9 protein-coding genes are annotated in these 12,693 nt (G+C 59.8%); all 9 read left to right on the top strand.

Going from position 1 to position 12,693, the window contains the following annotated elements; translation table 11 throughout:
- Positions 1-1,104: a glycosyltransferase gene (locus A3Q7_RS20255; RefSeq protein ID WP_077231313.1), complete on the top strand. Its 1,104-nt coding sequence runs from the start codon at positions 1-3 to the stop codon at positions 1,102-1,104.
- Positions 1,105-1,144: 40 nt separating this feature from the next.
- Positions 1,145-2,401, top strand: coding sequence for a glycosyltransferase family 4 protein (locus A3Q7_RS0105075; protein WP_018410775.1), 1,257 nt, complete (start codon positions 1,145-1,147; stop codon positions 2,399-2,401).
- A 28-nt stretch (positions 2,402-2,429) separates the two neighbouring features.
- Positions 2,430-3,326, top strand: coding sequence for an SDR family oxidoreductase (locus A3Q7_RS0105070; protein ID WP_018410774.1), 897 nt, complete (start codon positions 2,430-2,432; stop codon positions 3,324-3,326).
- A 16-nt stretch (positions 3,327-3,342) separates the two neighbouring features.
- Complete coding sequence (locus A3Q7_RS0105065; protein WP_018410773.1) at positions 3,343-4,467, top strand: glycosyltransferase family 4 protein; 1,125 nt, start codon at positions 3,343-3,345, stop codon at positions 4,465-4,467.
- Complete coding sequence (locus tag A3Q7_RS0105060) at positions 4,467-5,516, top strand: glycosyltransferase (protein ID WP_018410772.1); 1,050 nt, start codon at positions 4,467-4,469, stop codon at positions 5,514-5,516. The genes A3Q7_RS0105065 and A3Q7_RS0105060 overlap by 1 nt, the downstream gene beginning before the upstream one ends.
- Positions 5,517-5,722: 206 nt before the next feature.
- Positions 5,723-6,163: a hypothetical protein gene (locus A3Q7_RS19475; protein ID WP_157278104.1), complete on the top strand. Its 441-nt coding sequence runs from the start codon at positions 5,723-5,725 to the stop codon at positions 6,161-6,163.
- A 55-nt stretch (positions 6,164-6,218) separates the two neighbouring features.
- A complete protein-coding gene (locus A3Q7_RS20250; protein ID WP_157278102.1) occupies positions 6,219-10,631 on the top strand; it encodes a DUF1800 domain-containing protein in 4,413 nt (1,470 codons plus the stop codon).
- A 9-nt stretch (positions 10,632-10,640) separates the two neighbouring features.
- On the top strand, positions 10,641-11,903 hold the full coding sequence (locus tag A3Q7_RS19465; RefSeq protein WP_018410769.1) for a DUF1501 domain-containing protein: 1,263 nt from the start codon (positions 10,641-10,643) through the stop codon (positions 11,901-11,903).
- Positions 11,904-12,046: 143 nt separating this feature from the next.
- Positions 12,047-12,693: dTDP-glucose 4,6-dehydratase (locus A3Q7_RS19460; protein WP_018410768.1), on the top strand; the 647-nt coding region annotated here is incomplete at its 3' end.

Raw genomic sequence — 12,693 nt, 5'->3', positions numbered from 1 at the left:
ATGTTGAACCCAAGAGCTGCCTTTGTTTGTTTTACTGGAAACTCGGGGCTGACCGATTACTCGGTTTCTCTTCTTCGTGAGCTCATGCGGCTGAGAAATGTTTTTTTTCTTACCGCTGACTCCTTCGACGAGGGAAAGTACGGTTCAGAAATTCCTGTCCTGAAAGTATTTCGCCGCACGCGTCATTACCCGCTTGATATTTTTCGTCTTGCATGGACGGTTCTTAACAGGCGGCCTCGGCTTGTTGTCTTTCAGTCATGGCTCAAGGTTGCGTTTCTTGATGCGCTCATCGTCCGGCTCTTTCGGCTGTTCGGGATCTGTTGTGTCATTACGGTGCATGACCTGCTGCCTCATTACCCTCGCCGGTGGAGCAAGTTGGAAATGAGGTTCTTCTACCGCTCCTTCGACGGCGCAGTGGTGCATTCGAAACGTCAGGCCGAGGGTATGCGGGCGCTGGGGCTTGATATGCCTCTACTCGTGGTGCCGCACGGCGTCTATGACCTGTTCAATACGCGAGGTCTGACCCAGGCTGAGGCGCGGAGAGAGTTGCCCGAGTTGTCCGCCGACAGGTTCACCGCCTTGTTCTTCGGATTTCTCGATCATCGCAAGGGCATCGCGGAGTTCATCGATGCGGCCGTCAGATTGCGTGAATCAGAAGACTTCCAGTTTGTTGTTGCGGGGAAGGCGGAGCAGCGACCTGTAGTACTTGACGCGCTGGAGCGGGCGCGTACCGCCGGCAACGTGCTGGTTCACGATTTCATGATTCCGCACGAAGACGTTCAGCGTTACTTTGCCGCGTGTGATGTGGTGGTTCTGCCCTATCTGGAAGGAACGACGAGCGGCGTTCTGAAGCTTGCGATGGCTTTCGGCAAGCCCATCATCTGCACGGACATCGGCGATTTTCCGGAAACGCTCGAGAGCTGGCCCGGACTGATGGTCGATAGCGAGCGCTTGGTCGATGATCTGGTGGCGAAGCTGCTCATGGCGCGGGATCGTGGTGCGGAGCTTTTCGAGCAAGGCGCTCGGCATGCCGATGATTTCCGATGGGATCGCATTGCGCAACGCTACGATGAGTTCGTTCGTTCGCTTGAGCACGAGGCATGAGGCGCGATGACAATTTTTTTGCCTGCAACCCGGATTCGTGATGCCTCGACTGCTGAATATCAATAACTACCACTACCGAAGGGGTGGCGCGGACGCGGTCTATCTGGATCACGCGGCGCTGTTCGAACGCCTCGGCTGGTCATGCGCTTTTTTCTCGATGAAGCACGAGCGGAACATTCCGAGCGAATGGTCTCGCTTCTTCATCGAAGGCCTTGAGTTCGGCGGGGATTACTCGGCGGTTCAGAAGCTTTCGATGGCCGGGAAGGTGATCTATTCGTTCGAGGCGCGAAACCGGCTCGCGCGCCTGCTCGATGAGTTCCGCCCCGATGTCGCGCATCTGCACAACATCTACCACCACATTTCGCCATCCGTTCTTCAGCTTCTGCACGCGCGCAAGGTGCCGGTGGTGCTGACCACTCACGATCTGAAGATCGCGTGTCCGGCCTACAAGATGCTCAATGCAACGGGTGTGTGCGAGCGTTGCCGGGATGGCAGCGTTTTCAATGTCGTGCGTCATCGTTGCGTGCGCGACTCTCTGGGCGCCAGTCTCGTGGTCGGGATTGAAAGCGCGCTGCACGACCGTCTGCTGCATTCGTATCGTCGCTACGTGACACGTGTGGTTGCGCCCAGCGTTTTCTATCGCGACACTTTCGTGCGCTGGGGTTGGCCGGCCGAGCGGTTTGCGGTGGTGCCGAATTTTGTTGATGCATCGGCGTTCGCGCCGGTGTTTGCACCCGGCAGTCATTTTCTGTATTTCGGGCGCTTGTCCACGGAGAAGGGCGTCGCAACGCTCATTCGCGCAGCCGCGCAGTCAGGTGTTCAGGTGAAGGTGGCGGGTACTGGTCCGCTGGAGGCTAACCTCAAGGCGCTTGCTTCGGCGTCGGGCGCCCGTGTCGAGTTTGTGGGTTTCAGGTCCGGTGCGGATCTGCATCAGCTCATCGCCAGTGCGCGGGCTGTGGTACTGCCGTCGGAGTGGTATGAGAACGCGCCGATGAGCGTGCTCGAGGCTTATGCGTTCGGCAAGCCGGTGATCGGCGCCCGCATCGGCGGAATACCTGAGCTGGTGCGCGAAGGCGCCACCGGGGCTTGTTTCACGTCGGGTGACGTGTCGGATTGCGCGCGCGTCCTGAGCGAGTTCCAGCAAATGGCCGATGAACAGATCGCGGCGATGGGGCGGCAGGCGCGAGCGTGGGTTGAATCCGATTTTTCACCGGAGCGTTATACGCGCGCGATGCAGGCGGTATATGAATCGGTAGGTGTGCAGTCGGCGACGCCGTCTGTTGCGCAGGTTTCGTAGGATCAATATCAGTCAACTGAGGACAATCATGGCAAAGATCTATATCGCAGGTTGCGGCGGCATGCTGGGTGAGGCGTTCTATCACACGTTCCGCGAAGGGCATGAGCTGCGCTGCACTGACAAGGACGTGAACGAGGAGTGGTTGTCCTTCCTCGATTTTCGCGATCTCGAGGCCTACCGCGAGGACGTGCAGCGCTTCAAGCCGGATTTCCTGTTTCACCTCGGTGCGCATACCAGCCTCGAGTACTGCGAGGACAATATCGAAGACGCCTACCTGACCAACACGACCTCGGTCGAGAACGCGACCTATATCGCGAATGAGCTCGGCATTCCGCTGCTGTACATCAGCACCGCAGGCATTTTCGACGGTTCGCAGGACACGTTCGACGACTGGGACCGCCCGAATCCGATGGGCCACTACGCGCGCTCGAAGTACATGGGTGAATTGTTCGTCACCCAGAACGTGCGCGAGCATCTGGTATGCCGTGCCGGCTGGATGATGGGTGGCGGGCCGCGCAAGGACAAGAAGTTCATCCAGAAGCTAATGAAGCAGTTGAAGGAAGGCAAGACCGAACTGAACGTGGTGCATGACAAGCTCGGCACGCCGACCTACACCTTCGATTTCGCGCGCTCGGTGAAGGCGCTGATGGAAAAGCGCTACTGGGGGCTGTACAACATGGTGTGCGAGGGCGTGACCAGTCGCCTCGAGGTGGCGCAGCAGCTCGTGGTGGAGCTGGGCATCGCCGACCAGGTGAAGGTGAACCCGGTCAGTTCGGACTTCTTCAAGCAGGAGTTCTTCGCGCCGCGCCCGGATTCCGAACGCCTCATCAATCGCAAGCTTCATCTGCGCGGACTGAACATCATGTCCGACTGGCGCGTCGCGCTGAAGGCTTACATCGACCGCGATTATCGCGACTACCTCTGACAGGACGGTGCTTCCGATGCGTATCGCGGCCTTCGGCTTTCGCTCGGTCCCGCTTCGTCCCGGTTGTGCCGGCGCCGACAAGTTCGCTTCCGAACTGCTGCCGCGTCTTGCCCGAAATGGACACGAGGTGATCGGCTACAACCGGCTCTATCCCGGCGAGGACGCGTTGGCCGATGTGGTCGACGGAGTGAGGTTCAAGCATTTTCGTACCGTTGCGAAAAAGGGTTTCGACACCTTGTTGCATTCGGCGAAATGCACCTGGGACATCATCGTGCACAACACGGCAGATATCGTGCATATCCAGAACGGAGGCAACTCGATCTTCGGGCTTGTTCTGCGGCTCTTTGGCAAGCGGGTATTCATCAGTCAGGATGGTGTGGACTGGAAGCGGGACAAATGGCCGTGGTACGGCAAGCTCTATCTCCGCCTGTCGTCGCATCTGACGGCGATCGCCGCGACACAGGTCATTTTCGACAATGTTTTCGTGAAGAAGCTGTTCGAGGAGAAGTTCCGCCGCAGCTACGAGTTCATTCCTTTTGGAAGCGAGGTTTCCGAGACCGACCTGGATCACTCGATCCTCGACGAGCTTGGCCTGAAGCCGGGCGAGTACTTTCTTTTCGTCGGGCGCTTCATTCCGGACAAGGGCCTGCAGTATCTCGTGCCGGCATTCGAACGGCTGAACACCGACAAGAAGCTGGTGCTCGTCGGTGGCTCGCCCAATCCCTCGGACTTCGAGAAGAGCATCAAGGCGACGTCCGACCCGCGCATTGTGTTTCCCGGTTTCGTGTACGGCAAGCGCACTCACGCGCTGATGAAATCTGCTTACTGCTATGTGCAGCCATCGGACGTGGAAGGCCTGTCTCCGGTGATACTCGAGAACATGGCGCTTGGAACGCCCATCCTGTGCAGCGATATCGTGGAAAACAGATATGTCGTCGCGGACTGCGCGTTGCAGTTCCGCAAGGGAGATGTCGATGACTGTCTGCGAGCGCTGACTGAGGCGGTCAGCGACCCCGCCGGTCTGCAGCAGCTGGGACAGAAAGGGCGTGCGCGCGCGATGAAGACCTTTTCATGGACGGCAGTCACCGCGGCCCACGAAAAGGTGTTTTCGGGCGAGCCTTCCGGTTTCGCGAACGGCTGATGCAGATGCCGTCCTGCCCGCCTGATTCAAGCGCAAGGCCCAGGCTCCTTGTCGACTTCTGGTACGCGGCCGAACTCGAGAGCATTGCGACGCCGTTCTCGAGGATTCGGCGTGGTGGCCTGCCGGGCCGGGTAATGGGCCTGTTGTCGGCGTTGTCCATACTTCGGAGCGCGGACAGTTTCGATTACGTGGTGCCCAACTGGTATGACTGGGGGCGCCTCGTCGTCGTGCTGAATGCGTTGTTGCCCCGACCCCGCCGCGTCATGCTGTTCGAGGTGATCGACTATAGCGTAGTGTCGCGCGATGACTGGAGGGGCCGGTTGTACCGGCTCTTCGTGAGGGCGGTGCTTGGCCCCGCAATGCGCCGTACCTTGACCTTCATGCATGTCATGACCGAGTACGAGCGCGCGAGGTTCGCCCGCTTGTACGGTCTGGATCGCGAGGTGGTCCAGGTCATTCCATGGCCTTTGCTCGGGTGGACGCAGGCATCGGGGTCGGCGTCGCTGCGGCCGGACCGTGACGGTGACTACGTCTTTTCCTCCGGGCGGGCGTCCTGCGACTGGCCCACCTTGTTTGCAGCCGCCGCTGATCAAGGGTGGCGGCTTGTCGTCGTGTGCAGTCGATCTGACCTTGCCCAGGTTCACGCCCTGAACAGGCGCGTCGGTGCCGAGATCCTTTCCGAGATCGGCAAGGATGAGCACGACCGCCTGCTGGCGGGCGCGGCGGTCTGTGTCATCAGCCTGCGCGAGGATCACAAGAGTTCCGGTCAGGTCCGTCTGGGTGCGGCGATCGAGCTTGATGTTCCGGTCGTAGCCTCGGAGGTCGAGGGACTGAAGGGGTATCTGCGACACGGCGTGAATGCATTGGCCTTTCCCGCAGGCGATTCCGTGGCTCTGCGGAATCAGGTTGAGCAACTGCTTTCCGACGCGCAAGCGCGTCGCGCGCTGAGCATCAGCGCGCGCGCCGCATGCGATGGTTATGATCGATCTGCCTACTTTCGTGAGCTTGCGCTCCGTGTCGAGCGCGCCTATCGGGCCGATCACGCCTGATCTGTCCTCTGGGGCTGCCCGCGACGATCCCTGGAAGCGCTGCTCCGGTGCGCACGAAGGAAAAGTTCCCAGACGCTGAAACAGGTTGTTTCACCTTGCGTTAAATACTGTGTCACGACAGTCGTTAGAAATAGCGGCTGTCGGGTCCTGCGTTCGTCTAGTCTCGTTCGCGACCCGGCACACGAACTGATGGTGAGAGCCCGACCATGTTTCTTTCAGCACTTGCGCAACGTGTGTTCGTAACGCGCAACGCAACACTCAGTCTCATTCTTTTTTTCCTCGTCCTACCCATCTCCGCACGTACAGCACCGGCACCGCTACAGGTCCGGGTGGTCGACGCTGTCTCGACCGCAGGTCTGGCCGGTGTTGATGTTCAGGCCTATGAAGTGGCTGCCGACGGCAAACGCACGTGGCGGGCCAAGCAGACTACCGACTCTGCGGGCAGCACCACATTTCAACTCGAAGGTCTTGGTGCGGGGCGCTCCTACCAGTTCGACCTGAAGCCCTTTCTGAGCAGTTTCAGCAGTGAGGTGGTATCCCAGCCCGGCGAGGTGGTGATTCAGGCCGGGAAGCTGCAGGTGAAGGTTGTGGATGGTCGTGACGGCAGTGCGTACGCGGGGCGCAGCGTGTATCTGCTGGGAGGGTGACAGCGGTACGGGTGCGCTGGCTGGAGCGGGGACATTCGTGACGGACGCGCAGGGGATGCTGAAGCTGGACCCTGCGGGTCTTGGGACGAAGCGTTACGTGGTGAGGGCGGCGAGTCTGATCGATGGCAGCCAGAAGGACAGTGCAGCGTATGTGAGCGCGGGCGCGTATGTGTTCACGGTGGGTACGGCAGGTCTGAAGCTGAAGGTTGTTGACGATGTGACGGGCGCGGCGATGTCGGGGCTGGAGGTGAATGCCTACGAGAAGCTGGCCGATGGCAGCAAGGTGTGGAGGGCGAAGAAGTCGCTGGGTTCGGATGGTCTGGCGACGTTCGATCTGGATGGTCTGGGCAGCGGGCGCAACTACACGCTGGAAGGCCAGCCGTTCGGGCAGTGGCTGACGTTTGCGGAGGCGTCGCAGACGGGAAGCCGTGAGGTGCGCGTTGGCAAGCTTCAGGTGCAGGTTGTGGATGGTCAGACGGGTCAGCCGAAGGCTGGGCAGCTTGTTTCGTTGAGGAAGTGGCAGTCGGACGGCAATCATGTATCGGTGATGAGTGCGACGACGGACGCGCAAGGGTGGTTGAAGCTGGATCCGCCGGCGGTGGGAACGGATCCATACGTTGCGCAGGCGACGAGCCCGACCGATGGTCAGTTGAAGACGAGCGCGGTGTATCTGAACAAGGGTCCGCACAAGTTCGTGCTGGGTAACGCCCCGGTGGTAGGCCGGCTGGTCGATGCGAGCAGTCAGGCGGTGCTAGCGGGCAAGGAAGTGACGGCGTACGAGAAGAAGGCGGATGGCACGCTGGTGTCGGTGGGCAAGAGGACGACGGACGCGAACGGAACGGTTTCGTTTGATCTGGACGGTCTGTCGGAAGGGAGACGCTACATTCTCCGGACGAAGCCGTACGTTCATTCGGTCGACAGTGCGGAGGTGACGCAGGCGGGCGAGGTCCGGCTCAGGGCGGGCAAGCTGCACGTGCAGTTGCTGGATGGACGCAACGGGCAGCCGTACGGTTTGCGCGACGTGTTTCTGCTGGAAGGGGCGAGCGCGTCGACAGCGAAGGGGATAGGGAAGTTCCGCACGGATGCGGAAGGTCGTTTGAGGCTGGATCCGGCGGGGCTGGGCAGCAGCGTGTATGTGATCCGCGCCTCGAGTCTGGTGGATGGCAGCCAGAAGGACAGCCCGGGTTACGTGGCCGAAGGCAGCTACACGTTCAGGGTGGGTAATGCGTCGCTGACGGTGCAGGTGCTCGATGATGTGACGGGCGCGGGTCTGGCGGGGCTGGTGGTGAATGCGTACGAGAAGAAGTCGGACGGAAGCAAGGAGTGGAAGGCGAAGCGGACGCTGAATGCGGACGGTCAGGCGGCATTCGATCTGGAGGGTCTTGGCGCAGGCAAGAGCTATGTGCTGGAGGGTCAGCCGTTCGCGCAGTGGGTGACCTTCGCGGAGGTGAGCGAGACGGGGTGGAAGACGGTACGTGTGGGCAAGCTGCAGGTACAGGTGATGGATGGACAGACGGGCCAGCCGCGAGCGGGGCAACTGGTGTCGCTAAGGAAATGGCAGTCGGATGGCAATCACGTTGCGGTGACGAGTGTGCAGACGGATAGCCAGGGGTGGTTGAAGCTGGATCCGCCGACGATAGGGACGGATCCGTATGTGCTGCAGGCGGTGAGTCCGACGGACGGTCAGTTGAAGACGAGTGCGGTGTATTGGGGAAATGGACCGCACAAGTTCGTGCTGGGCAATGCGCCGGTGGTGGCCAAACTGGTGGATGGCGTAAGCCAGGCGGGGCTGCCGGGCAAGGAGGTGGTGGTCTATGAGAAGAAGTCGGACGGCACGCTGAGCTGGCTGATGCAGAGGACGACGAATGCCTCGGGTGCGGTGTCGTTCGATCTGGATGGTCTGGCGTCGGGTCGCAAGTATGTGCTGCGCACGAAGCCGTTCCTGAGCTCGCTGGACAGTCCGGAGATCACGCAGTCTGGCGAGGTGGTTATCCAGGCCGGGAAGTTGCAGGTGAAGGTTGTGGATGGTCGTGACGGCAGTGCGTACGCGGGGCGCAGTGTGTATCTGCTGGAGGGTGACAGCGGTACGGGTGCGCTGGCTGGAGCGGGGACATTCGTGACGGACGCGCAGGGGATGCTGAAGCTGGACCCTGCGGGTCTTGGGACGAAGCGTTACGTGGTGAGGGCGGCGAGTCTGATCGATGGCAGCCAGAAGGACAGTGCAGCGTATGTGAATGCGGGTGCTTACACATTCACTGTCGGCAATCCAGCGCTCAACGTCACCGTGTTGGATGTGGTGACAGGTGCGCCTCTCGCGAATCAGGAAGTAAACGCCTACGAAACGGATGCCGCGGGCGGAATGACGTGGCGCGCGAAGAACGTTACTGATGCAACCGGCACGCTTTCGTTTGATCTTGAAGGGCTTGGGGGCGGGAAGCTCTTCAAGCTCGGTGGTACCTTCTATGAGAACTGGGAGGTAAGCACAGTCATCTCTTCCCCTGGTGCTTTCGTCTTCAGGGTCGGTGCGGAGCATGACCGCGTACCGCCTACCGTTTCCATTCTTCAACCTGGAGCGGGCAAGGCTGTAAGCAAGAACGGCTTTAGTCTGTATGGTCTGGCGAGTGACGACCGAATGATCAAGACCGTCAAAGTCGTCATAGGTCTGCCCTCCGGTAAAACGCTGCACGCAGCCGCAACTCACCACTCCACCGCCGGAACTTGGCATCTTGATGCCATCTCCTTCGGCGAAGAAAAGCCTGGTGCTGTAAAGGTGACAGTGACAGCGGTCGACCAAGGTAGCAACGAAACAAGGGCATCGCTGGCGCTCGATCTTGTGGAAGACGTGACGCCTCCGACCTTGTCCGTCGACAGTCATGTTGATGGGGGCAAAGTACCCCTTAGGGGTTTCGTGCTCCGCGGTGTCGTCAAGGACAACACGCTTTCTCCGACCCTCCGAATCACTGTTTCTGGAGCTGGATTGACGGCAGTAGCGGAGCAGGCTGTTGAGGTCGACGAGTCGTCAGGACGCTGGGCCTATGCCATAGCGCCGGAGGAGAGCTTCCAACCCCAGACATTGCAGATTGTTCTGAAGGCCAAAGACACGGCCGGAAATGAGGTTGTTAAGACTCTTAGTTTGATGCCGGATGATGTCTTTGAGCAGGCGTGGCATGTTTTGCAACGAACCAGCTTTGGCGCGATGAGATTCAATGAGGTGGTCGCCCAAGGGGTATCGGCGTTCATTGCCGAGCAGCTCAGGCCCGCGCTTATCGAAGATTCGAATGCAGAAGCCAAGGCCAATACATCGACAGAGGATGTGCAAGTCGCATCCGAGTTCCTGCGCCGGGCAACCTACTCGAAACGTCAGCTCAGAGAGGTGATGACGTGGTTCTGGGATAACCACTTCAACACGAACTACAACGCGCACCTCGTTGCCGCATACGAGACAGCCGAAATGTCCGGTTTCCGTTCTGAGGCGCTGGGGAGTTTTCGCCGTCTCATGGGCATCAGTGCCCGGAGTCCGGCCATGCTGTACACGCTGGATGGCGTGAGCAACATGAAGAACTCACCGAACGAGAATTATGCGCGCGAGCTTCTGGAGCTTCACACCCTTGGAATCAATGGTGGCTACACCCAGAAGGATGTCGAAGAGGTGGCGCGTGCATTTACCGGCTGGGGAGTGAAGGATGGTGCGTTCTTCTTTGACACGTCGAAGCATGACTCGACCAGCAAGGTTGTCCTTGGAACGACTATAAGTGCCTCAGGGGTGAGCGCGGGCGACGCGGTGCTCGACATACTGGCGCGCAACCCTTCGACGGCCCGTTTCGTCTGCCAGAAGCTTGTCGCGTTCCTTGTTTCGGATGTACCGGCTGGGGGCTTGATTGATAGATGTGCCGAGAAGTTTATCGAGCAAAGCGGCGCTTCCGACCAGATAGCTCAAGTTGTTGGCACCATTCTCAATTCGACCGAGTTCCTTGGTGAGCAGTATCGTCGCGCAAAGGTGAAGACGCCTCTTGAGTTTGTGATAGGGGCGGTCAGACAGATGGACGGCGTTTCAAGCGGTAACGATCTGGCGTCCGAACTGCAGATTCAAGGAATGCCGATCTACCTTAACTCCGTGCCGACCGGGTATTCCGATTCCGGTGAGGACTGGGTCAGCAGCGGCATGCTCCTGATGCGGTCCAGGTTTTCAGATCGCCTGCTTTCGTACGCGCCGGAAGAGGGACGAACATCATTTTCTCTCTCGAACACCATGGCCGCCGGTGGTGGTGTGACTGCGGAGGGAGTTGCCGCCCTGATGCTGGAGCGCCTCTTGGGCCCGACCTTTACCGCGAGGCATGTGCAGCTTGCAAAGGATCTGCTCACAGACGGCGGAACCTATCCATTCAAACCTGATTGGCCGGATGCCGAAATACGCGTTCGCCGGCTTGGCAAGCTGCTGATGGTCTTGCCCGAGTATCAGTTGCAGTAAGGAGCTCTCATGAAGCGCAGAGTTTTTTTGGAGCATCTGCTCAAGGCGATCGGCGGCGCGGGTGCATCCTCTTTGTTGGGCGCAGGCAGCGCGCTTCTCTCCACTCCGGCCGGCGCGGCTGGGGCGGGTCATACGCTCGTCATCGTGTTCCTGCGTGGCGGATGGGATGGTTTGAATGTCGCGGTTCCCTACGGCGATGCGAACTACTATGCCTTGCGTTCCAGCATAGCGATCCCGCGGCCTGATTCCTCACAGAGCCGTAAGGTGCTGGACCTGAACGGTTACTTCGGCTTTCACCCTTCCATGGCATCGCTGCACGCCTTGTATTCGAAGGGAATGGTCGCCGTCATGCCCGCGGTTCATTATCCGAATCCGTACCAGTCTCACTTCGCCGGCCAGGACATGATCGAGCATTCGATGGCAGGGGAGGAGCTCACAGGATGGCTTGCGCGCTATCTGAACGAAACGCCGGATAGTGGCGTTCAGCGAGCGATAGCGCTGAGTGATGTACTGCCACGCAGCCTTGCTGGAGCATCCACGCCAGCGTCCGCGTTTCCTGACATCGCCTCTTTGAACCTTGCAAGCTCGCCCGATGATCATGCGGCCATCTCGACTGTCATCAGCGATGCCTACCGGTACGAGCTTCCCGTCAATAATCCGAACTCGACAACGCTTCGAGTCATTGGCAGTCAGCTCGTGAGCAATCTGGTCGAACTCGAGTCGGCTGCGAGCATTCCGGTTCAGAACAACGCCACTTACCCGAGCTCGAATTTTGGCCGCCAGTTGCGCCAGGGAGCGTCCTTGATCAAATCGGGCCTCGGCGTCGAGTTGATTACCCTGTCTTTGGGTGGCTGGGACACCCATAGCCAGGAAGGGGGCGCCGAAGCGAGTGGACGCATGTCCACGCTGCTCATGAACTTTTCTGACTCCATGTCGGCGTTCTTCACGGACATCGGAGGGCTTTCCGGAAATGTAACCGTCATCGCAATGAGTGAGTTTGGACGTACCGCTGCCCAGAACGGCAGCGGCGGGACGGATCACGGCATGGCGACAACATGGATGGCGATAGGAGGCAGTCTGAAGGGAGGCGTTTATTGCCCGGGTGGATGGCCGGGGCTGTCGGCGACGCAATTGGCGAACAGCCGTTACCTCAAGGCAACGATAGATTATCGGTCGCTTTTTGCAGAGGCGCTGAAGAGTCGCATGGGCGTTTCGTCTGTAGCCAGCATACTTCCGGGGTTCGACCCGATTGCACTGGGAATATTCTCCTGAGAGGAGTCGAGCGTTCCGTGAAGGTTCTGCTTGGCGATCATTCCCTATGAGTTGCGTGAAATGTCACGCAAGTGTTTCGTGGTCTGTAATGTTTTCTCTTCGTTCGTGAGTTACCCTGCACCGCAACAAACGCAGGAGAAAGCATGACGATCTTGGTCACCGGCGGAGCCGGCTTCATAGGCAGCAACTTTGTACTGGACTGGCTGGCGGGCAGCGACGAGCCGGTGGTCAATCTGGATGCGCTCACCTACGCGGGCAATCTGCAGAATCTGGCGTCGCTGGCCGGCGATGCGCGGCATGTGTTCGTGCAGGGCGACATCTGCGACCGCGAACTCGTTGACCGACTGCTGAGTACGCACCGCCCGCGCGCCGTGGTGCACTTCGCGGCCGAATCGCATGTGGATCGCTCGATCCACGGCCCGGGCGAATTCATGCGCACCAACGTGACCGGCACCTTCACCTTGCTGGAGGCTGCGCGCGCCTACTGGGGCACGCTCGAGGGCGAGGAGAAGGCGGCTTTCCGCTTCCACCAAGTGAGCACCGACGAGGTCTATGGCTCGCTCTCGCCCACCGATCCGCCGTTTTGCGAGACGAACGCCTACGAGCCGAACAGCCCGTATTCGGCGAGCAAGGCCGCGAGCGACCACCTGGTGCGCGCCTGGCACCACACCTACGGTCTGCCGGTGGTGACCACCAACTGCTCGAACAACTACGGCCCCTATCACTTCCCCGAGAAGCTCATCCCGCTCATCATCGTCAACGCGCTGGCGGGCAAGCCGCTGCCGGTGTA

It is taken from the genome of Methyloversatilis thermotolerans, assembly GCF_000372885.1.
GTDB classification, from domain to species: domain Bacteria; phylum Pseudomonadota; class Gammaproteobacteria; order Burkholderiales; family Rhodocyclaceae; genus Methyloversatilis; species Methyloversatilis thermotolerans.
Note: the sequence above shows the minus strand (reverse complement) of the source record. Positions and strands in the feature narration are given on the sequence as shown.